Genomic DNA, 20,587 nt, shown 5'->3' on the forward strand with positions numbered 1-20,587 from the left:
AAAGGCAATGTCGTTCGGCAAGTCCAAGGCGAAGCTCCTCAGCGATCACCAGAACCGCGTGACGTTCAAAGACGTCGCCGGCGTCGAGGACGCCAAGGACGAGGTCGAAGAGATCATCGCGTTCCTCAAGGACCCCAAGAAGTTCACGCGCCTCGGTGGTCGTATCCCGAAGGGCGTCCTGATGATGGGCTCGCCGGGCACCGGCAAGACGCTGCTCGCGCGCGCGATCGCCGGCGAAGCAGGCGTTCCGTTCTTCTCGATCTCGGGCTCTGACTTCGTCGAGATGTTCGTCGGCGTGGGTGCTTCGCGCGTCCGCGACATGTTCGAACAGGCCAAGAAGAATGCCCCGTGCATCATCTTCATCGACGAAATCGACGCCGTCGGTCGCCAGCGTGGCGCCGGTCTTGGCGGCGGTAACGACGAACGCGAACAGACCCTCAACCAGCTCCTCGTCGAGATGGACGGCTTTGAAGCCAACGAAGGCATCATCCTGATCGCGGCGACCAACCGTCCCGACGTTCTCGATCCCGCGCTACTGCGTCCCGGCCGTTTCGACCGCCAGGTCGTCGTGCCGAACCCCGACGTTGCCGGCCGTGAAAAGGTGCTTAAGGTTCACGTCCGCAAGGTGCCGCTGGCTCCCGACGTGGATCTCAAGGTCCTGGCTCGTGGTACTCCCGGTTTCTCGGGCGCTGACCTGATGAACCTCGTCAACGAAGCAGCCCTGATGGCAGCGCGCAAGAACAAGCGCTTTGTCACGCATCAGGAATTCGAAGACGCCAAGGACAAGATCATGATGGGCGCCGAGCGCCGCACCATGGCCATGACCGACGACGAGAAGAAGCTGACTGCCTATCACGAAGCTGGCCATGCCATCATCGCGCTCAAGGTTGCCGGCATCGACCCGATCCACAAGGCCACCATCATCCCGCGCGGTCGCGCATTGGGCATGGTGATGACCCTGCCGGAAAACGACACCTACTCGTTCAGCCGCGAGAAGGCCCTGGCCCGTCTCACCATGCTGTTCGGTGGTCGCGAAGCCGAGATCATCAAGTTTGGCCCGGCCAAGGTGACCTCGGGCGCTTCTGGCGATATCCAGATGGCGACGAGCCTGGCTCGCTCGATGGTCATGGAATGGGGCATGAGCGAAACGCTCGGCCGCGTGCGCTACAAGTCCAATGATCAGGAAGTCTTCCTTGGCCATTCGGTCACCCAGTCCCAGCACATGTCGGATGACACCGCCAAGCTGATCGACCAGGAAGTGCGCAAGCTTATCGAAGATGGCGAAGCCTCGGCCCGCAATATTCTGACGACCTACAATGACCAGTGGGAAGCGATTGCCCAGGCCCTGCTCGAATTCGAAACCCTGACGGGCGACGAACTTCGGGCCCTGATGGACGGCAAGCAGCCGACCCGCCCTGAAGATGGCGGTCCGGCCGTGCCGAAGGCCACTGGTGTGCCGACCGCCGGCAAGTCAGGCAAGAAGCGGCCGGATGCGCCGCCGGAGCCCGGCATGGAGCCCCAGCCGGAGAGCTGAGGCAAGTTTTCCAAGGGCCACCCAAGGGTGGCCCTTTTCTTGTTCAAATCACTGCGTTACTTCCATGAAAGTGGTATTGAACGCAGCAGACCAATTTCGAGGGAACACGCTATGGCCCGCAAATATTTCGGCACGGATGGTATTCGTGGCATGGCCAATGGCGACAAGTTGACCCCCGATCTTGCGATGAAGGTCGGCATGGCCGCCGGGACGAAATTCGTCCGTGGCGATCACCGTAACCGCGTCGTCATCGGCAAGGATACGCGCCGCTCGGGCTATATGCTGGAAAACGCCCTTGGCGCCGGCTTTACCGCCGTGGGCATGGATGTCTACTTCCTCGGGCCGATGCCGACACCAGCCGTCGCCATGCTGACGCGCTCGCTGCGCGCCGACCTCGGCGTCATGATCTCCGCCTCGCATAACCCCTACGAAGACAACGGCATAAAATTCTTCCTTCCCGATGGCTACAAGCTCAGCGACGAACTTGAAGCCGAGATCGAGCGTCTGATCGAGACTGATACGTCAAAGCTGCTCGCACACGGCATGGCGATCGGCCGCGCCTATCGCGACGAGGAAGCCCGCACCCGTTACATCGAATATGCCAAGCGCACGCTGCCGCGCGGCGTCGATCTGTCGGGTCTGCGCGTCGTCCTCGATTGCGCCAACGGCGCCGCTTACAAGGTCGCCCCGGTGGCGCTCTGGGAGCTTGGTGCCGAAGTGATCGCCATCGGTGTCGAGCCAGATGGATACAATATCAACCACAAGGTCGGTTCTACCGCGCCTGACGCCGTTGCAGCCAAGGTCAAGGAAGTGCGCGCCGATATCGGCATTGCGCTCGATGGCGATGCGGATCGCGTCATCATCATCGATGAAAAGGGCAATGTGGTCGATGGCGACCAGTTCATGGCCGTCATTGCCCAGAGCTGGATGGAGCGCGAAATGCTGGTGGGCGGCGGTATCGTCGCCACCATCATGAGCAATCTCGGCCTCGAACGCTATTTGACCGGCCTCGGCCTGACGCTCGAACGCACCCAGGTGGGCGATCGCTACGTGCTCGAAGCCATGCGGACCAAGGGCTTCAATGTCGGCGGCGAACAGTCCGGCCACATCATCCTTTCCGATTTCACCACCACGGGCGATGGTCTGGTCGCTGCCCTGCAATTGCTCTCGGTGCTCAAGCAGCAGGACCTGCCGATTTCCGAAATCTGCCACCGCTTCGAAAAGGTGCCGCAGCTTCTGCGCAATGTGCGTTTCAAGTCCGGCAAGCCGCTCGACCACAAGCACGTCAAGCAGGCGATTGCCGACGCCGAATCGACTTTGGGCACTGCCGGGCGCCTCGTGGTGCGTGCATCCGGCACCGAGCCTGTGATCCGCGTCATGGGTGAAGCTGATGACGCTGCACTCGTTGAAAGCATCGTCGGGCAGGTCGAAGCGGCCATTCGCGAGATCGCGTAGGGTTTGTTAGGGTTAAAATCTAGGGTTAAGCGAGCTTTAACGAGTTTGTTCGATATTTGCCTCAATCGACGAAGCGTCGTGGCAAATAAAGGACTGAACCCATGCGCAAGCTCATTGCTGCGTTCCTGTTGACCGGAACAGCAGTGGCAGGCCCGGCAATTGCCGCGGACATGCCCTATTACCCGCCCGTGATCGAAATTCCGGACGTCGACTATGGCGTGGCCGGCAGTTTCTATCTCCGCGGCAGCGCCGCCGGCAACGCAATGTGGGCCAAGGAAGTTTTCCACCCCACCGCAACGCCGCGCACCTTCGCCATCACTGACTATGGCTACGGCTACTCGGTCGGCGCCGGTGTCGGCTACGAAACCGGCACGGGCCTGCGCGTCGACGCCACGGTCGACTATCTGGCGAACGACAATATGCGCGCCAATATCACCGATACGTCGGGCAATTTGACCAATGGCGTGCACAGCCTGCAGCTGCGCTCCACCGTCGTTCTGGCGAACGCCTATTATGACTTCGGCTTCGGCGACATGGGTTATGGCGCTGCTGGCGGCGCCTTCGGCTATGTCGGTGCCGGTGCCGGTCTTGCCTTCAACGACGTAATCACGACCGGTCCTGGCCCGGCCGATACGCACGGCACCAATACGAGCCTTGCCGCTGCCGGTATGGTCGGTGTTGGCTATGACTTCGGCCACATCGTCGCCGACGTTGGCTATCGCGGCCTCTATATCGACCAGGTCGCCAACAACACCGCTGTCGCGCCCTACTCGCTTAACGGCGCCTGGGTTCACGAAGTACGCGGCACGCTGCGCTACCGCTTCAACTGATCCGGTCAGTCTTCCCATGCAGCGGCGCTCACCTTCGGGTGGGCGCCGTTTCTTTTGCGACATGGACAACAGCCCGCCGCAATGATTTCGTCGTCTGAGGACATTGGAGGATATGGCCTTGAAGATTCTGGTGATCGGTGCAGCCGGCATGGTTGGACGCAAGCTGACCTCGGCACTGCTGAAGGCGGGGCAGGTTGGCGGACGGGAGATTTCGGCGCTCGTGCTTGCCGACATCGTTACCCCGCAAGCGCCTGACGCATCGGTTCCGATCGAGACCCATGCCATCGATCTGTCGGCACCGGAGGCCGCGGTCAGGCTGATCGCCTCCCGTCCCGATCTCATTTTCCACCTCGCGGCCATCGTCTCCGGCGAGGCTGAGGCCGATTTCGAGAAGGGCTACCGCATCAATCTAGACGGCACCCGGCACTTGCTTGAGGCCATCCGTCTTGAGGGGCAGAAGGGGGCATATGCGCCACGTCTCGTCTTCACATCTTCCATTGCGGTTTTCGGCGAGCCCCTGCCGGCGGAGATCCCGGATGAGTTCCCGCTGACGCCGCTCACCAGCTACGGCACGCAAAAGGCGATCTGCGAACTGCTCCTGGCCGACTATTCGCGCCGCGGCTTCGTTGACGGGATTGGCATTCGCCTGCCCACCGTGGTGGTCCGACCGGGCAAGCCGAACAAGGCGGCCTCGGGCTTCTTTTCCGGCATCATTCGCGAACCCCTTGCCGGTGTCGAGGCCGTCCTTCCGGTCGATACCAGCGTACGTCACTGGTTTGCGAGCCCGCGCGCGGCCGTCAGCTTCCTGCTCCACGCTGCAGAGATGGATACGTCTAGTCTCGGCCAGCGCCGGTCCCTGACCATGCCAGGACTTGCCGCGACTGTTGGCGACGAGATCGAGGCCCTGCGGCGTGTGGCCGGGGACAGGGCGGTGAAACTCATTCGCCACGAGCCCGACCCGATCATTGCCGGGATTGTCGCCGGGTGGCCGCAGGCCTTCTCAGCCAAGCGCGCCGAAGGTCTCGGATTCGTCGCCGAGAAACGCTTTGACGACATTATCCGCGCCCATATCGAGGACGAGCTGGGCGGACATTTGGGCTGAGACATTGCCAGGCCAGCGAGAGCACACTTATAACCCCGCCATGACCACTTCCTATCTCAACCTCACGCCTGATTTTGACCTGTCGGGGCGCAACACATTGGCGCTGAAGGCTCGATCGCGTTGGGGCGCCATGCTTGAAGCGGACGATCAGGTGCCAGCGCTTTTCGCCCTGGCGCAAGACCGCGGACTGCCGTTGCGCATCCTCGGTGGTGGCAGCAATGTCGTGCTCGCCGGAGATTTTGATGGGATCACGGCCGTCGTAGCCACGACTGGTCGCAAGATCATCGTCGACGCAACAGATCACGTCGTCGTCGAGGCGGCGGCCGGGGAAACCTGGCATGATTTCGTCGTCTGGACGGTCGAGCAGGGCTTTGGAGGCATCGAGAACCTGGCCGGTATCCCCGGCACGGTCGGCGCCGCGCCGGTACAGAATATCGGCGCCTACGGCGCTGAGGTGGCCGACGTTTTCGATAGCCTCGTGGCCTTCGATACCGTCCAGAAGACCTTCAGGACATTCACGGCCGAAGATTGCGCCTTTGCCTATCGCGATAGCGTCTTCAAGCGGGATGCGGGTCGCTATGTCGTGCTGTCGCTGCGTCTGCGGCTGCCGCGGCCCTGGAAACCCAATCTGCGGTTTGCGGGGTTAGCCGAATTGGCGGGGCAAGCGGGGCTTGATCCTTCAATGGTGATGGATCGCGTTCTCCACCTACGCGGGGCCAAGTTGCCCGATTGGCGGACGACGCCGAATGCCGGGTCGTTCTTCCAGAACCCGATTGTTACCATTGATGAGGCGGCGCCCGTGCTTGCCGCCTTTCCGACGGCACCCAACTTTCCGCAGGCAGATGGTCGGACGAAACTTTCGGCCGGTTGGCTCATCGAGCAGAGCGGGCTTAAGGGCTTTCGTATGGGACGGGCCGGGATTTCGGAGCGCCACGCTTTGGTGGTCATCAATCTCGGCGGGGCGGATGCCCACGACATTGCGGCTCTCGCAGAGCATGTGAAGGCCACCGTGAAAGAGCGCTTCGGTATCGCCCTGCACGAAGAGCCGGTGTTCCTCTAGGCAGCGGCCGCTGCGGCGGGACGATTGAAATCCTCGAGCGGAACTGGGCGGCCAAACAAAAAGCCTTGATATGCCTGGCAGCCGTTCTGGGTGAGGAAGCTGACCTGCTCGCGCGTTTCGACGCCTTCGGCCAGCACGTCGAGTTCCAGATCGAGTCCCATCTGGATGATGCTGCGCACCAGAGCTGCACTGCGCTTGTTGTCGGTCATGGACTGCACGAAGCTGCGGTCGATCTTCAATTGTGTCAGCGGCAGTTCGCGCAGATAGCCCAATGAAGAATAGCCCGTGCCGAAATCGTCGAGCGCCATGCCGATGCCGACGGCGCGCAGTACATGCATCTTGGCCCTGACGATCTCAGGATTGGCGACCATGACGCTTTCGGTCAATTCGATCTTGAGCTTGGTCGGGTCGACGCCGAAGGTCTCGACCAAGTTCAGCACCGAGCGTTCGAAACCATCCTCCAGGAACTGGCTGGCGCTGACATTGACCGAGAGCGTCAAGTGGCGGGTTTCGTCGGACTTGGCCCAGTCCGACAGCGTTTTCATGGCCGATTGCAGCACCCAATAGCCGATGCGGCCCATCAGCCCGGCCTGTTCTGCAGCCGGAATGAATTCTGCTGGCGAAACCGGCTTGCCGCCGGTCGGGGTCCAGCGCAGCAAGGCCTCGGCGCCGATGCGGCCGCCGTTGCGATCGACCTGCGGCTGATAGTGCAGTTCGAATTCCTTGTTCCAGAGCGCCTCGCCAAGACTACGCGCTAGTCGGTCCGTGCGCTCCATTTCGACCTGCAGGGCATAGACACAAATGGCGCTGAGGGCGGTGGCGATGAGGGAATTCACCCAGACGCCATATGTCCTGATTTCGTCGGCAATGGGCTGCGCGAAGGGCAAGGCGTAGTTGGTACTGGAGAGGGCGACAAAACTGAGCAGGCTCAAGCCGATCAGGAGGCCCTGAAACAGCGAGGGGTTGCTCTTGAAATTGATGTAGCCGACCAAGGCCAAGGGCAGCAGGAAGATATGAGAAACCCGCGGCAGGTCTGCGTTGGGCACATCGAAGATCAGGCAGAGCCCGATCACGAAGATCAGCAGCGCGAACTGGGTGAGATAGAGCGAGGTCGTGACACGACCGGAATTGGCCAGCTTCAGGCTGAGAAGGCACAGAAGCGTCAGAAGAATCTGGCTGAGCGAGAGTAGCACCTGGCCCTGAAGGGCAAAGATGACAGCCCAGAAAACGGACAAAGCGGAAACGGCCACCGCGGCGATCTTGTAGGCCAGGATCAGCCGGGTGGAGTATTTGGTGGTCTCCGTCATCGTTCTGGGCCGAGACGTCAGGTTCACACGCTCTTCTCGCGAAATTGGAAATGGCGCCAGACCACTGCGGCCGGCTGTCTTCGGCCTAAACAACACCCAACACGATTTAAGAGATGTTACGCCCGGCCAATATGTAGCGGAGTCTCCATCTAGGGTAACGAAAGTATTGCGGCAGGCATGTTGTTTTTGCCCGAATCGCGGGCAAGACGTTCAGCGGTCCAGTTGTTGAAAACCGCCCTGTGGATCGAGTCGATCCGCGGGGCGATTTGGACTAAGCGGGCACGGTTTCCGTGTTTTTCCTGGCAGTGGCCGCTTGCGTCTTGACCGAGGTATCGATGCGCAATCCAGTGGTCCGGTCGTATAGGTGCAGCGCTTCGGCCGGCAGCGTCAGCCAGACGGTCTTGCCTTCGAGCGGTTCGTCTCCGGGCGGCAATGTTGCCGTGATTTCCGCGCCCGAGAGCGTGCAGTAGGCAACGCGTGAGCCACCAAGTTCTTCGACGAGATCAACCATTGCCGGCAGGCCCTTGCCTTCTATCTGGCTCAACAAGAGGCTTTCAGCCCTGATGCCGGCAGTGACCAGCGTACCATGGGGCAGGTTGGTGCGGCCAAGGCTGACTTTGCCGCCAAAGGCGTCCATCAGCAGATCGCCATTCTCCCCAATAGTGGCCGGGAAGAGATTCATGGCTGGTGCGCCCATGAAGCCGGCCACAAAGGCGGATGCCGGCTTGCGGTAGATTTCGGATGGCGAGCCGATCTGCTCGACGCGGCCAGCATTCATCACGATCAGCGTGTCAGCCAGCGTCATGGCCTCCACCTGGTCATGCGTCACGAAGATGGATGTCGCCTTGAGGCGCTTGTGCAGCTTCTTGATTTCGATGCGCATCTGTACGCGGAGGAGCGCGTCGAGATTGGACAAGGGCTCGTCGAAGAGGAAGACATCGGGCTCGCGCACGATAGCGCGGCCCATGGCGACACGCTGGCGCTGGCCGCCCGAAAGCTGGGCTGGGCGGCGATCGAGATAGTCCGTCAGGTTGAGAATTTTTGCCGCGTGTTCGACGCGCTTGTCGCGTTCTGCCTGCGGCAGCTTGGCGATGCGGAGGGGATAGGCAATGTTCTGGCGCACCGTCATGTGCGGATAGAGCGCATAGTTCTGGAACACCATGGCGCAGCCGCGATCGGACGGCTCGATGTCGTTCATGACGATCCGGCCGATGGAAATCTCGCCCGAGGTGATGTCTTCGAGCCCGGCGATCATGCGCAGCAGGGTGGACTTGCCGCAGCCCGAGGGGCCGACGATGACGACGAAGTGGCCGTCGGGAATGGCAATGTCAACGCCGTGCAGCACCGGCTTGCCGTCATAGGATTTCTTGACGCTGGTGATTGTCAGATCGGCCATCAGATTTCTCCCAGGAGACGGTTGCGCAGGCGGGTGATGGCGGCTTCGTCGAGGCCGATCAGGGCGAGATAGGCCGGGACGGAGCCGAATTCGGCTTCGATGAAGGCAAGGGTCGCGACCATGGTCTCCGGCTCGGAGGCCAGAAAACGCTTGAAGCTTTCCGGGTCAGCGCCGCGGGCGACGGCGCCTTCGGTGATGTCGGCAACGATCGGCGCGATCAGCGCTGCGGTCTGGGCATAGTCATCGACAATGTCAGACGTCTCGACGCCTGCAATGCCGAGAAGGAGCGCGGCGATAATGCCGGTGCGATCCTTGCCGGCAGTGCAATGGAACAGCACCGTACCGGTCGGTGCATCGGCGATCAGCGTCAGCACTTCGGCAATTGCACTCTGACGCTGGCTGAGTGCCGACTGGTAGAGTTCGAGCAGCAGGTCGCCCTCGCTCATCAGGCTCGGCGCGAGGCCGGCGAGCAGCGAAACATTGTGATAGCGAACCGCGCCATGCGAGGCGAAGGGGTTGGGCTGGTGAGCCAGTTCATCGTCATGTCGAAGATCAATAACGGTGGTGACGCCGGTATCTATGAGTGTGGCGACGCCGGTTTCATCCAGGCGGTGCAGCGCATCGGCACGCAGCAGGCGGCGGAACTGGGTCGGGCCGGTTGCGGTGGCGTAGCCGCCGAGATCGCGGATGTTGTGGGTGCCGGGGATGGGAATATGGCGGGTGGTGTGCATCAGCGGATACCGGATTTCATGAAGGATTGGACGACCTGGCGCTGCAGGACGATGTAGATGAGGAGGACCGGAAGGCTGGCCAGCGTCGAGGCGGCCATGAGCGGGCCCCACTGGTTGCCTTCGGCGGTCATGAACATCTGGATGCCGATCTGGACGACGGAATTTTCGGCGGTTCGGCTCAAGAGCAGCGGCCAGAAATACTCGTTCCAGGTCGAGATGAAGATGAGGATGGCGAGCGAGGCGATGGTACCGCGCAGGTTAGGCACCAGTACTTCCCAGAGAATGCGCCAGTTACGGGCGCCGTCCATGCGGGCGGCTTCCATGACTTCCTTGGGGAAGCCGCGCATGGCTTGCGCGAGCAGCAGAATGGCGAGCGCCGCGGCGAGGTTGGGCAGGATCAGCGCGATGATATTGTCGAGCAGCCCCATCTGCGCCACGAGCAGATAATTGGGGATCATCACCACCTGGAAGGGTACGAGCCAGGTGAGGGCGACTGCCGTATAGACCAGCTTGTCGAATGGAAACTTCCAGCGCGCAAAAGCAAACGCGGCAAGGATGCCGGTCAGCAGTTGGAAGACCGTCGAGAGCGCCGAAAAGACCAGCGTGTTGAACAGCATGCGCGCGATAGGGATCGCGTCGATTGCCTGGGTGTAGTTGTCCAGCGACATGGTCGTGGGCCAGAGGCTGGTCTCGAACATGGCATTGGCCGGGCGGAAGGAGCTGGCGAGCATCCAGTAGACCGGGAACAGGCAGAAGATCGAGAGCAGCACCATCAGCACGTGGCCGGCTGCGGTGTTGAGGCCGGAGCGCTCGGAGATGCGGCGGAGCGGACGCGCCATGGGGCGCGCTAGAGCTTCAGTTGTCATGGAAGGAATACCTGTCGATCAGGCGGAACAGCACGAAGGCCACGACGCCGAAGCCGAGGAAGAGAATGACCGCCGAGGCCGAGCCCCAGCCTACCGACATGGTCGAAAAGCCAAAATCCCAGAGGAGATAGTAGATATTGGTGGTCGATCCGAGCGGGCCGCCGCCGGTGAGCACGTTGATATAGGTAAAGCTCCACTGCGCGCCGAGGAGAATGGTCATGACGACCAGGAACAGCACGGTGGAGGAGAGGAGCGGCAGACGAACGTCGCGGATGACTTCCCACTTGCTCGCGCCATCCATGCGGGCTGCTTCGACCAGTGATGGGTTGATATTGGCATTGGCGGCCGAGAGGATGAGCGTCGAAAAACCCATCAGCTTCCAGCCGGTGATGACGATCACGGTCCAGATGGCAATCTTGGGGTCTGAGAGGAATTTGATGGGATCGAGGCCAATTCCCTTCAGCATCTGATTGGCAAGGCCATAGCCGGGGTCGAGCAGCCAGCGCCAGACGGCGGCACCAACCACCGGGGCGATGATCATCGGCACGAAGATGATGGCGCGATAGATATTGCGCGAACGCTCAGGCAGATCGTGGGTGTAGATGGCAATGGCCAGTGGAATGAGCACGGCGAGCGGCAGGAGGCCGATGATATAGACGCCGGTATTGCGCAGGGCCTGCCAGAATTTGGGCAGGGCGAAAATGCGCGCATAATTCTCCCAGCCGACAAAGGTCTGCGGCGAGGTGGGCAGCATGTTCCACTGATAGAAGCTGAGCCGGAGCGCGTCAAAAAGCGGCCAGTAAATCCAGACCACGAGGGTGATCAGGGCCGGCGAGAGATAAAGCCAGGGCGCCCAGCGGGACTGGGTCATTCGCCTCAGGCGCGTGGGGCCGGCGGAAGCGAGAGCCATGTGTCGCACTCCAGTTGCAGAAACAAGGGTTTGGCCCGCCGCTCCGCACACTTCAGTCGATGCAGGGACAACATCGACCGGGGCGGATTGCGGCGGGCCAAGGGGTTACGGCATCAATGCCTGGGCATTGGCCTGAGCATCGGCCATGGTTGCCGCGACATCGGCGCCGCCGAATACGGCCATTTCGCCGGCTTCGATCATCGTCTTGACGATCTGGCGATAGTTCGGGCCCGGCATGGCGTCCCACGGTTCGAGACGGGCAAGCTGCTCGAGATTGGGTTGCACGAGCGGATGCGCCTTGACCCATTCGCCGAGGTAGGCCGGGTCATCGACGATATCGGTGCGCAGGGGCAGGTAGCCGATTTCCGAGGTGATGACGGTGTAGCCGTGCTTGGACGTCAGGAACTTCATCAGCTCCCAGGCGGCGCGCTGCTTAAGCGGATCGGCCGCATGGATGGTCAGGGCGCTACCCGAATTGTTCGGGCGCGTGGGCTTGTCGCCAAAGGCCGGCATGGTTGTCGCACGCAGGTCGTACTTGCCGGTAGCGCCGGCCACCAGTGCACCCTGGAGGGCGCTGGTCTGGAGGTACATGGCCATATTACCCGAAGCCATGTTGTCGAGCGCGCCGTTGAAATCGACGTTTTCGTAAACGCCAGCGTCATAGAGGTCGCGCAGGGTCTGCACGGCTTCGACAGCTTCGGGTTCGGCAAATTTGAGTGTGGTGCGGTCGCGCGAGATCACTTCGCCATTGTTGGAGCGCACGATGCCCTGGAACATCCAGTCCGAACCGCCGGCACCTGAGCCGAGCGCGCCGGCCGTAAAGCCCATGGCGCCGGTCTTTTCCTTGATGGTGAGAGCTGCGGCCTTGAGCTCGGCCCAGTTCTTGGGCGGGCTGTTGGGGTCGAGGCCGGCAGCGGTAAACAGGTCTGCGTTGTAGAACAGAACGGGAGTGGAGAAGGTGTAGGCAAGGCCATAGGTCTTGTCGTTGAGCACACCAAGCTTGAGGCCGTTGGGGCTCATGCCTTCGAAGTGGGCGGCCAGTTCGTCAGCCGGAATGATATCTTCCAGCGCCAGGGCGCCGAAGTTGTGGATCGAAAAGTCGAGATCGCTGAACACGGTCTGGACCAGATCGACCGACATGCCACCGGCCAGATCGGCCTGGATGCGGCTGGCATCGGCGGCGGAATAGCCAATGCCTTCCACGGTGATATTGGGGTTGGCGGCCATGAATTCGGCCAGCAGCTTCTTGGTGGCCTCGGCGCCGGTACCGGCATTGGCGAGGTTGTAGTTGTAGAAGTTGATGGTCACGGGCTGGTCGACGGTCGCGGGCATGGACTGGGCCATGGCCGGAAGCGAAATACCGGCGACGAACAGGGCCGAGAGGCCTGCGAGAAAAGTCTTGCGGTTCATGATGGTGGTCTTTCGGTTCACTCGGCGGCGACGGCGTTGCCGTCTTCGTATTTCTTGAGCATTTCGGCCATGCCGACCCAGGTGAAGCTGGTCAGTTCGCGGCGTTCGGCGGGTTGCGGGGCAAAGGTGATCGAGAGGCCCGAGGGGCGCACCGTGCCGATGGCGTAGGACGCGCCGGAGAGCATGCGTAGGCCCTCATGCAGCCAGGTCACGTCGGTAGCGGCGTGCTGGCCGATGCCGACCACGACCGGTATGCCGAACCAGTTGCTGACGCGGTCGAAGTGAATGTGACCCGATAGGATGCCGATGACATTCTTGCCCTCGACCGCCTGACGCAGGGCCTCGGTGTCGGCGATGGAGAGGGATTCCCATTCCATGTCCGGATTGGCATCGAGCGCGGGGGCATGATGCATGACGAGGAGCTTTGGGAGATCGGCATGCGCTTCGAGTTCGGTCTTGAGCCATTCAAGCTGGCCGGGTTCGAACGAGCCCCCGATCTTGGAGGGCACGGAGGAGTCGAGGACGATCACATGGATACCGTCGATGACCTGGGCATGGTCATAGGGAGCATCGACATTGTCGGTGCGGCCGAGCATGGCGGGGTAGAAGCCATCGCGGCGATCATGATTGCCGAGGGCGAAGAGCACGGGCATCTCGAGACCGGAAGCAGCGATCAGCGACTTGAGGTTTTCGTAGGAGCCTTCGTCGCCGCGATTGGTCAGGTCGCCACTGGCAACAATGAACTTGGGCTGCGGCACCAGTGTCTTCACCTCGGCCAGAATGCGGCTCAGCGTGGTGGTGGTGTCGGAGAAGAGATGATCATCCGGCACGGCGGGATTGCCGACATGCAGATCGGTCAGATGGATGAAAGTGACAGCTTCAGACACGGAATGTCTCCTGGCTTCGGCGCAGCGCAAAATGGGCGCTGAATCGCCTAACTAATTGTTTTACCGATGGTTTTGCACAAAGTGCTTGTCCGGTGACGCGAACACAGCTACCGTCTCTCCATGACAAGTGAATGAAGGTTCATTCAGAATATGGATGTTATCGTCGACAAGGGGGAGCGCATCCTCGCGGCTGCTGCACGGTTGATTGTGCGCAATGGCCTGCAATGCTCGATGGCCGCGATTGCCGAGGAGGCCAACGTTGCCACGGGCTCGCTGTACAACTATTTCAAGTCCAAGGAAGAGCTGGTGGTCGGTGTCTATCTGCGCGTGAGCGCGGAGATGACTGCGCGGATCATGACCGAGCCCGACCCCACACTGACCTCGGCCGAGCAGTTCCGGCTCTATATCGAGCGCTATATCGACTTTATCTGGGAAGACGCGGACCGGGCGCGGCTCTTCGACTATCTCGACAACAATCCGCTGATCAGCATGGACGACGCCAAGACCGTGTTCGGCCCGTTCTTTCTCCATGGCGTCGCCATGGTCGAAGCTGCACAGGCGGAAGGCGTGGTGCGAGCGGGAACGCCAACTATGGTCATGAGCTTCGTGCGTGGTGCGATCCGCAATACGCTGAAGCGTCGGCGACAGACGGATGCCAAGCTGACCGCAGCGGATCGGGAGCTGGTGGCAAACATGTGCTGGTCCGCTATCGCCGCGTGATGGGTTCAAGCGCATAGGCGATCACGCAACGCCGCGATCTCGATGGCGGTCAAGCCAATAGCCTCAAGATATGTCTCGATGCCGCCATGTGCGGAGTGGAGATGGGCCAGAAATATCTCCATGGTCGCCGCGTCGCTGGCCAACATGCGCTCGACATGATCGGGATTGCTGCCCGCGGCGAGCGCGCGCGCTCGTAACTGCTCGATCAGGCCTTCGGCGGAGGCGGTGAGCGCATAATCGGCCGCGATGTCCTCATGCGCGACGCCTGACAGAGCGAGCAGCATAGCGGCGACGACGCCCGTACGATCTTTGCCTGCCGTGCAGTGAAACAGCACGATCCCCGGATCGGCTCGGACGATGGCGTGAAACACTTCGGCAAACTGTGTACCGCACCGATCCAGCGCCTCGCAATAGCGCTGGGCCATGTCGAAAGGTTGTTGCGCCATTGCAATCGGCGCCAGAGCGTCGAAGAGAACGATGTTGCGATAGGCAACCGACGTATGATCGACGAACGGGTGGGTGAGTGCTGCGGTTTCGTGCGGTCCGCGCAGGTCGATGACAAGAGACAGGTCGCTGTCGATAAGCTCGACGAGGCTTTCCTCCGTCAGAGGATGCAGCGCCTCGCCGCGCAGGAGGCGCCGCCATTGCGTGGTGCCGCCAGACCTGCGGGCGTAGCCGCCGAGGTCGCGAATATTGTGGGTGTCAGGCAGGGGCCAATGACGGGGCGCTGCCAGGGTCATGGCGGCCTCCATTGTTCTTGTTATTTGCGAGCGAAGGGGGCGCGACCGCGGAGGCCGCGCCCGGCCGCAATCAGGGCATCAGGCCTTGGGCATTGGCCTGCGCATCAAGCAGGGTCTGGGTGACGTCGCCGGTGCCGAGCACGGCTTCGGTGACGGCTTCCTTCATCATCGCCTCGGCCTGACGATAGTTCTGGCCGGGGAAGGCGACATTGGGTGTCAGGCGGGAAAGCTGTTCAAGGTTCGGACGGATGAGCGGGTGCTCAGCGGTCCAGGCGCCGAGGAAGTTCGGATCATCGACGATATCGAGGCGAAGCGGCAGGTAGCCGATCTTGGAGGTGATGATCGTATAGCCATAGTCCGAGGTTAGGAACTTCATCAGCTCGTAAGCAGCGCGCTGCTTGATCGGGTCCTGCGAAAAGGCATAGAGCGCCGAGCCCGAATTGGTCGGTGCGGTCGGCTTGTCGCCAAAGGCCGGCATGCCGGCAACGCGCAGTTCCCAATTGCCTTCGGCAGACTTGGACAGCGAGTTCTGCAGGGCGCTGGTATAGAGATACATGCCCAGATTTCCCGCGGCGAACGCTTCATGCGGATTGGCCGGATCAAGGCGGGCATGCGCACCGCTATCGACCATATCGCGCAGCATCTGCACGGCTTCGATGCCTTCGTCATTGGCGAAGGTCAGCGTGTTGCCGTCGCGGACATTGCCGCCATTGGACATGAGAATGCCCTGATAGACGAAGGTGCCGTCAGCCGGGCCATAAGCGCCGGGGAAGAAGCCGTCGGCATCGGTTTTCTCGACGATAGCTTCGGCTGCCGTCTGCACTTCGGCCCAGGTTTTCGGCGGGTTTTCCGGGTCGAGACCGGCCGCACGGAAGAGGTCCGCATTGTAGTAAAGGATAGGGGTCGAGAAGGTATAGGCAAGACCGTAAGTCTTGCCGTCGACCTTGCCGAGATCGACACCGCGCGGGATGAGACCATCCACCAGTTCGGCATAGCCCGCGGCGCCGGCCATATCTTCGAGCGGCTGCGCGCCAAGGTCGGTGGAAAGATAGATGAGGTCGCGGAACACCAGCTGTGCCACGTCCGGCTGCAGGCCCGCGGCCATGTCGGCCTGAAGACGGGTGATGATTTCGTTGGACGGCACGCCGACAGTTTCCACCGTGATCAGCGGATTTTCTTCCTCGAACTTGGCGATCATTTCGCGGGTGGCATCGGCCCCAGCGCTCGCGGTGGCGAGATTGTAATTGTAGAACGTGATGGTCACCGGTTCGGTGATTTCTGCGGCCATTTCGGCGTGGGCCACGCCGGTCATGGAGGTGGCGCCGAGGGCGGCAGCGGCCATGAACTTGAGGAAGGTGCGCTTATGCATCGCGAGGGTTCCTGTTGGGAGGAGGGAATTACTTGCTGGCTTCGGCCAGGGCCGCTTCCTGCTTCTGGCGCAGCAGGGCGAGGTCGTAGCGATTGAGTTCGCGGCGCGTCTGAGGCAGGGGCACCAAAGCCATGGTGAGCCCGGACGAGCGGATGGTGCCGATGCCGAAGGAGGCGCCTTCGACCATGCGCAGGATGTCGGTGGTGAGAATGTCGGTGGCTGCGTGCTGGCCCATGCCGACGATGACCGGGATGCCGTGCCAGATCGAAAAGCGGTCGTGATGGATGTGGCCGGACAGGATGCCCAGGACGTTTCGGCCCTTGAGCAGGGTCGCCAGTTGCTGGGATTGGCCGAATTCAATCGTGCGCCAATGGTCCCATGGCGGTGTATCGCCAAGGGCGGGGGCATGATGGGCGACGATCAGCTTGGGCAGTTCGCTGTGGCTGTCGAGGGCGCGGGCGAGCCAGGCGAATTGATCTGGCTCGATGCTGCCGCCGATCTGGTCGGGCGTCGTCGTGTCGAGGGTGATGACATGGATGCCGTCGATGACGTGTTCGTGGTCATAGGGCATATCGAGATCGCTACTGCGGCCGAACATGCCTTCGTAAAATCCAGGACGGGTATCGTGATTGCCGATGGCATAGATCACCGGCAGGTCAGTCGCGCTCATGATGGACTTGAGCTGACGGTAGCTGTCCGCATCGCCGCGATTGGTGAGGTCGCCGCTGGCGACGATGAATTTTGGCTTCTCATCCATCGTCGCGATGAGTTCGAGCACGCGCGTCAGCGTGGCCGAGGTGTCGCTGAACAAATGGTCGTCGACAACAGCGGGATTGCCGACATGCAGGTCGGTCATGTGGATGAAGGTCGTCTCTGCCATAGGTCATGCTCCGAAATGTGGAGCAGGACCTAGACCCAACCTGTCTCAGGGACGTGACGGGTTTGGAACAGCGTTTGAAATCGGCACCGTGAACATCGGAGCCGTTGCTGCCACGACCTGCGCGATAACGGTGTTCGGGTCGCCGAGATCGAGGTTGTGGCCGGTCAATTCGTCCGTCCGGTGGCGATTGCGCGTCATCTGCGTGCGTACGCCGAGAAGGCACGAAATTCGAAAGCCGATATCGATCTCGCTGAGCCAGGGCGCGATCTTCTGGAAATGCGGAATGAACTGCCGATGGTGCTCGATGTCTTCGATCATCGGGCGAAAGATTTCCGGATGGTCACTGGCCTGGGCGAGCGTCGTCATGTGTCGCAACACGCCATAGCTGGATGCGGGATCAAGGCTCCAGCGGATAGAAGGACCGACCAGCGCGGCGATCAGTTCACCAGCGCCGGCAGGATGGGGATGGGCCCGCTTGACCGTTGCCTGCAGCAGCGCCAGCCGCTCGGCATTGAGCCTGAGGTAGACGCGTTCGGCGGCCGAAAAGATGAGATGCTGCAGGCTGCCGAAATGATAGTTCACTGAGGCGACATTGGTGCCCGCACGCTGTGTGATCATGCGCACCGTCACCTCGTCGGGATGCTGCGCTACCGATAACAAGAATTCGCAGGCAGCCCGGAGTTTCTCTTGCGTGTGGCTCAGTGTCATGGTGGCCCACTAGCGCCCCTGATGTGACAGGCCGATGACCCCGCCATTGCTTGCTCGGGGCCGGCCCTGCCGGACAAGCACAAGTGGATGGAAATCCATCGAAAACCAATGGCGACCGGGCACGTCGCCGAAATGTCATGGATCATCTCTAGTCAGGCGCGATGACCACGATCACACTTGATGCCGTCGGCAAGTCCTTCGGCGATAACCGGGCTCTTACCGATATCTCGCTGCAATTTCCTGCAGGTTCTTTCACCGCCCTGCTCGGGCCTTCCGGTTGCGGTAAGACGACCCTGCTGCGCCTCATTGCCGGCTTTGAGCAGCCCAGCACCGGGGTGGTGCGGTTCGATGGCAATGTCATGGCAGACGGGGTGCGCATGGTGCCGCCGGAAGAGCGAAATCTGGGTATCGTCTTCCAGTCCTATGCGCTCTGGCCGCATATGGATGTCGCCGCCAATGTCGCCTATCCGCTCAAGGGGCGCGGTTTCAAGCGCGACGAAATCGAGCGCCGGACGGCCGAGGCCTTGGCCGTGGTTTCGCTCAGGGGCTACGAGCACCGCAGTGTGGACGCCCTGTCAGGCGGGCAGCGCCAGCGGGTTGCGCTCGCCCGATGTCTCGTTACCGGCACGAAGATCATTTTGCTCGATGAGCCGCTGGCTAATCTGGATGTGCACTTACGTGCTGCCATGCTTGATGTCTTCGCCGACACCCATGAGCGCACCGGCGCCACCATTGTCTTCGTGACGCATGATCAGTCCGAGGCCCTGGCGCTGGCCGATACCATCGTGGTGCTCGATGGCGGCCGCGTGCAGCAGATCGGCACGCCCGAAGAAATCTATGCCGAGCCGGCCAATGCCATGGTCGCCGGCTTTGTCGGCCGCGGGTCGCTCGTCGCGGCGAGCCATGGCTTTCCCGTTCGCGGCCTTCCAGTGCCGAATGGCAAAGTGCTCGTGCGCCCGCATGCCGTGCATCTGGCGGAAAATGGTCTCCCCGCTTCGGCGGAACGGGTGCGCTACACGGGCGCGAGCTACGAGACGACGCTGCGGCTCGCCAATGGCGACACGCTTTTCGCCGACCTGCCGAGACAGCTGGCTATCGGTGAACACGTGCATCTTACTGTCGACGATGCCTGGAGCGTGCCAGCCTAGCGCCAGGGCAATACGCCTGCCGGTAGCCTCGATCCCAATCTGTTCAGCGCCAGAAGCAGGATCACGACGACCAGCACCGTCACCACGGCGATGGCCGAGGCTTGGGCGGAGAGCCCAGCCTCGTCGAGCGAGAAGAGGATGACGCCCAAGGTTTCGTTGCGATTGGACCAGAGCAGGGCGGACACGGTCAATTCGTTGAAGGCGCTCATGAAAACCAGTAGTGCTCCGGCGACAGCGGCGGGTGCGGCCAGGGGCAGTGTAATGGTCAGCAATCGGCGCCAGCTTCCTGCTCCAGCGGCAGCGGCGGCCTCGCTCATTTGCGGCGGTATCTGGCCCAAAGCGGCATCGACCGGGCGCAGGGCGAGAGCGGCAAAGCGCATGAGATAGGCGACGAGAATGATCCAGGGCGTGTTGTAGAGGCTGCCGATCAGCGGCAGGGGCCGCAGGAAAAGCAGGATGCAGGCAATGGCGAGGACGATGCCCGGCAGCGCATAAGGCAGGTCGACAAGCCCGTGTAGGCCCGACCGCGCCCGAGGCGGCAGGTGGCGCAGGCCGAGGGCGACAGGTACGGCAGAGAGGGCAAGGATCAGCGCTGCAAGGCCCGAGAGATAGAACGAATTGAAAAAGGCGCGAACGGTGGACGCCTGCCGCAAGAGCACCTCGGCATAGTTGTCGAGCGTGAGTGTGGAAAGGCTGAGGCGCACGCCATAGGCCGGCACCAGCGAGGTGGTCACTAAAGCCAGAAGCGGCAGGATGAGAATGGCACCGATCAGTGCTAGGCCCATCAGGGCCGCCGGCCAGCGCCAGGCATTGAGCGCGAACCGCGCCGGCATTCCGCGTGCAATGGCAAAGCCTGCTCTGCTCTGGCCTACCGTCTGCAGAGCAATGCCGGCAATGGCGATCGCGGCTATAACAAGCGACAGCATGGCCACTTGCGGCAACACGCTGGGGCCATTGCCCGCCAATTGCTGGTAGATAAGCGTCGCCAGCGTAAAATAATTGGCCGGCATGCCGAGGAGCGCCGGAATGCCGAAATTGCCGACGCCGGAAACGAAGGCCAGTGCCAACGCCGCGACGAAATAGGGACGCAGCAGGGGAATGATGACGGTTAGCAGGACCCGCCGCGGTCTTGCGCCTGCTGCCCGTGCGGCCTCGACATAATCGCGCGGCAGGGCGGTGAGCCCGGCGCGGAGGGTAATGAAAACGATGGGAGCGTGCTGGACGCCGTAAAGCAGAATAATGCCGCCGCGACCCAGCAGGGGGTTGGCCGTGCCCGGCGCCGGGGCGAGGCCGAAAGTACCCAGCAGGGCGCTCGAAGGCCCCAGCAATTGCATGTAGGCCAGCGCCGTTACCTGCGGCGCGATCATCAGCGGCAGCAGCAGCATAAAGCCTTGTGCGCGCCGGAGCGGCATGTCCGTCAGCGCGACGAGAAAGGCAAAGGGCGCTCCGATGGCCAGCGCCAGCAGCGCGCCGAAAAGCGCGGTATCGAGCGTGTTGAAAATGGCTTTCTGCGTGGCGCTGCGCATCAGCCGGG

At 61.8% G+C, this 20,587-nt stretch carries 19 protein-coding genes; 7 read left to right on the forward strand and 12 right to left on the reverse strand.

The annotated features are described in order from the left end of the window. The 5 genes from ftsH to murB form a co-directional block, all read left to right on the forward strand. Positions 1-1,534 (forward strand): ATP-dependent zinc metalloprotease FtsH (gene ftsH, locus ABW043_RS10685; RefSeq protein ID WP_353921195.1); only part of this gene is annotated, 1,534 nt, incomplete at its 5' end. A gap of 111 nt (positions 1,535-1,645) precedes the next feature. After that, positions 1,646-2,989, forward strand: coding sequence for a phosphoglucosamine mutase (gene glmM / locus ABW043_RS10690; protein ID WP_353921196.1), 1,344 nt, complete (start codon positions 1,646-1,648; stop codon positions 2,987-2,989). Between the two features lie 101 nt (positions 2,990-3,090). Beyond that, positions 3,091-3,819, forward strand: a complete 729-nt coding sequence (locus tag ABW043_RS10695; RefSeq protein ID WP_353921197.1) for a hypothetical protein — start codon at positions 3,091-3,093, stop codon at positions 3,817-3,819. A 118-nt stretch (positions 3,820-3,937) separates the two neighbouring features. After that, complete coding sequence (gene denD, locus ABW043_RS10700; protein ID WP_353921213.1) at positions 3,938-4,921, forward strand: D-erythronate dehydrogenase; 984 nt, start codon at positions 3,938-3,940, stop codon at positions 4,919-4,921. 40 nt (positions 4,922-4,961) lie between these two features. Then, a complete protein-coding gene (gene murB / locus ABW043_RS10705) occupies positions 4,962-5,981 on the forward strand; it encodes a UDP-N-acetylmuramate dehydrogenase (protein WP_353921198.1) in 1,020 nt (339 codons plus the stop codon). On the opposite strand, the gene ABW043_RS10710 is transcribed toward murB, so the two are convergent. The 7 genes from ABW043_RS10710 to ABW043_RS10740 all read right to left on the reverse strand — a co-directional run bounded on the left by ABW043_RS10710 (position 5,978) and on the right by ABW043_RS10740 (position 13,488). Then, positions 5,978-7,288, reverse strand: coding sequence for a putative bifunctional diguanylate cyclase/phosphodiesterase (locus ABW043_RS10710; RefSeq protein WP_353921199.1), 1,311 nt, complete (start codon positions 7,286-7,288; stop codon positions 5,978-5,980). The genes murB and ABW043_RS10710 overlap by 4 nt on opposite strands. A 271-nt stretch (positions 7,289-7,559) precedes the next feature. Next, positions 7,560-8,684, reverse strand: a complete 1,125-nt coding sequence (ugpC, locus tag ABW043_RS10715; RefSeq protein ID WP_353921200.1) for a sn-glycerol-3-phosphate ABC transporter ATP-binding protein UgpC — start codon at positions 8,682-8,684, stop codon at positions 7,560-7,562. Further along, on the reverse strand, positions 8,684-9,415 hold the full coding sequence (locus tag ABW043_RS10720; protein WP_353921201.1) for a tyrosine-protein phosphatase: 732 nt from the start codon (positions 9,413-9,415) through the stop codon (positions 8,684-8,686). The genes ugpC and ABW043_RS10720 overlap by 1 nt, the downstream gene beginning before the upstream one ends. After that, positions 9,415-10,281 carry a carbohydrate ABC transporter permease gene (locus ABW043_RS10725; RefSeq protein WP_353921202.1) on the reverse strand — a complete coding sequence of 289 codons (867 nt, stop codon included), beginning with the start codon at positions 10,279-10,281 and terminating at the stop codon, positions 9,415-9,417. The genes ABW043_RS10720 and ABW043_RS10725 overlap by 1 nt, the downstream gene beginning before the upstream one ends. Further along, a complete protein-coding gene (locus tag ABW043_RS10730; RefSeq protein WP_353921203.1) occupies positions 10,271-11,191 on the reverse strand; it encodes a carbohydrate ABC transporter permease in 921 nt (306 codons plus the stop codon). The genes ABW043_RS10725 and ABW043_RS10730 overlap by 11 nt, the downstream gene beginning before the upstream one ends. 105 nt (positions 11,192-11,296) lie before the next feature. Beyond that, positions 11,297-12,601 carry an ABC transporter substrate-binding protein gene (locus ABW043_RS10735; RefSeq protein ID WP_353921204.1) on the reverse strand — a complete coding sequence of 435 codons (1,305 nt, stop codon included), beginning with the start codon at positions 12,599-12,601 and terminating at the stop codon, positions 11,297-11,299. Positions 12,602-12,618: 17 nt separating this feature from the next. Then, positions 12,619-13,488: a metallophosphoesterase gene (locus tag ABW043_RS10740; RefSeq protein WP_353921205.1), complete on the reverse strand. Its 870-nt coding sequence runs from the start codon at positions 13,486-13,488 to the stop codon at positions 12,619-12,621. A gap of 150 nt (positions 13,489-13,638) precedes the next feature. On the opposite strand from ABW043_RS10740, the gene ABW043_RS10745 reads away from it, so the two are divergent. Then, positions 13,639-14,208 carry a TetR/AcrR family transcriptional regulator gene (locus tag ABW043_RS10745; RefSeq protein ID WP_353921206.1) on the forward strand — a complete coding sequence of 190 codons (570 nt, stop codon included), beginning with the start codon at positions 13,639-13,641 and terminating at the stop codon, positions 14,206-14,208. A 5-nt stretch (positions 14,209-14,213) separates the two neighbouring features. Here the strand turns inward: ABW043_RS10745 and ABW043_RS10750 are convergent, their stop codons facing one another. From ABW043_RS10750 to ABW043_RS10765, 4 genes are all read right to left on the reverse strand, one after another. After that, positions 14,214-14,948 carry a tyrosine-protein phosphatase gene (locus tag ABW043_RS10750; RefSeq protein ID WP_353921207.1) on the reverse strand — a complete coding sequence of 245 codons (735 nt, stop codon included), beginning with the start codon at positions 14,946-14,948 and terminating at the stop codon, positions 14,214-14,216. A 70-nt stretch (positions 14,949-15,018) separates the two neighbouring features. Then, positions 15,019-16,317 (reverse strand): ABC transporter substrate-binding protein, encoded by a 1,299-nt coding sequence (locus tag ABW043_RS10755; protein WP_353921208.1) that lies wholly within the window; start codon positions 16,315-16,317, stop codon positions 15,019-15,021. A gap of 28 nt (positions 16,318-16,345) precedes the next feature. After that, a complete protein-coding gene (locus tag ABW043_RS10760; protein ID WP_353921209.1) occupies positions 16,346-17,197 on the reverse strand; it encodes a metallophosphoesterase in 852 nt (283 codons plus the stop codon). Between the two features lie 45 nt (positions 17,198-17,242). Then, complete coding sequence (locus ABW043_RS10765; RefSeq protein ID WP_353921210.1) at positions 17,243-17,815, reverse strand: TetR/AcrR family transcriptional regulator; 573 nt, start codon at positions 17,813-17,815, stop codon at positions 17,243-17,245. Positions 17,816-18,066: 251 nt separating this feature from the next. Between ABW043_RS10765 and ABW043_RS10770 the strand changes: the two genes are divergently transcribed. Then, positions 18,067-19,053 (forward strand): ABC transporter ATP-binding protein, encoded by a 987-nt coding sequence (locus ABW043_RS10770; RefSeq protein ID WP_353921211.1) that lies wholly within the window; start codon positions 18,067-18,069, stop codon positions 19,051-19,053. Here ABW043_RS10770 and ABW043_RS10775 read toward each other — a convergent pair. Beyond that, the coding region (locus ABW043_RS10775) for an ABC transporter permease (RefSeq protein WP_353921212.1) at positions 19,050-20,587 on the reverse strand (1,538 nt) is incomplete at its 5' end. The genes ABW043_RS10770 and ABW043_RS10775 overlap by 4 nt on opposite strands.

The organism is Devosia sp. (genome assembly GCF_040509215.1).
Classification (GTDB): Bacteria; Pseudomonadota; Alphaproteobacteria; order Rhizobiales; family Devosiaceae; genus Devosia.

Coding starts and splice junctions, on each gene's coding strand:
- glmM (WP_353921196.1), top strand. CDS start 1,646: ATGGCCCGCAAATATTTCGGCACGGATGGTATTCGTGGCATGGCCAAT.
- ABW043_RS10695 (WP_353921197.1), top strand. CDS start 3,091: ATGCGCAAGCTCATTGCTGCGTTCCTGTTGACCGGAACAGCAGTGGCA.
- murB (WP_353921198.1), top strand. CDS start 4,962: ATGACCACTTCCTATCTCAACCTCACGCCTGATTTTGACCTGTCGGGG.
- ABW043_RS10710 (WP_353921199.1), bottom strand. CDS start 7,288: ATGACGGAGACCACCAAATACTCCACCCGGCTGATCCTGGCCTACAAG.
- ugpC (WP_353921200.1), bottom strand. CDS start 8,684: ATGGCCGATCTGACAATCACCAGCGTCAAGAAATCCTATGACGGCAAG.
- ABW043_RS10720 (WP_353921201.1), bottom strand. CDS start 9,415: ATGCACACCACCCGCCATATTCCCATCCCCGGCACCCACAACATCCGC.
- ABW043_RS10725 (WP_353921202.1), bottom strand. CDS start 10,281: ATGACAACTGAAGCTCTAGCGCGCCCCATGGCGCGTCCGCTCCGCCGC.
- ABW043_RS10730 (WP_353921203.1), bottom strand. CDS start 11,191: ATGGCTCTCGCTTCCGCCGGCCCCACGCGCCTGAGGCGAATGACCCAG.
- ABW043_RS10735 (WP_353921204.1), bottom strand. CDS start 12,601: ATGAACCGCAAGACTTTTCTCGCAGGCCTCTCGGCCCTGTTCGTCGCC.
- ABW043_RS10745 (WP_353921206.1), top strand. CDS start 13,639: ATGGATGTTATCGTCGACAAGGGGGAGCGCATCCTCGCGGCTGCTGCA.
- ABW043_RS10750 (WP_353921207.1), bottom strand. CDS start 14,948: ATGACCCTGGCAGCGCCCCGTCATTGGCCCCTGCCTGACACCCACAAT.
- ABW043_RS10755 (WP_353921208.1), bottom strand. CDS start 16,317: ATGCATAAGCGCACCTTCCTCAAGTTCATGGCCGCTGCCGCCCTCGGC.
- ABW043_RS10760 (WP_353921209.1), bottom strand. CDS start 17,197: ATGGCAGAGACGACCTTCATCCACATGACCGACCTGCATGTCGGCAAT.
- ABW043_RS10765 (WP_353921210.1), bottom strand. CDS start 17,815: ATGATCACACAGCGTGCGGGCACCAATGTCGCCTCAGTGAACTATCAT.
- ABW043_RS10770 (WP_353921211.1), top strand. CDS start 18,067: ATGACCACGATCACACTTGATGCCGTCGGCAAGTCCTTCGGCGATAAC.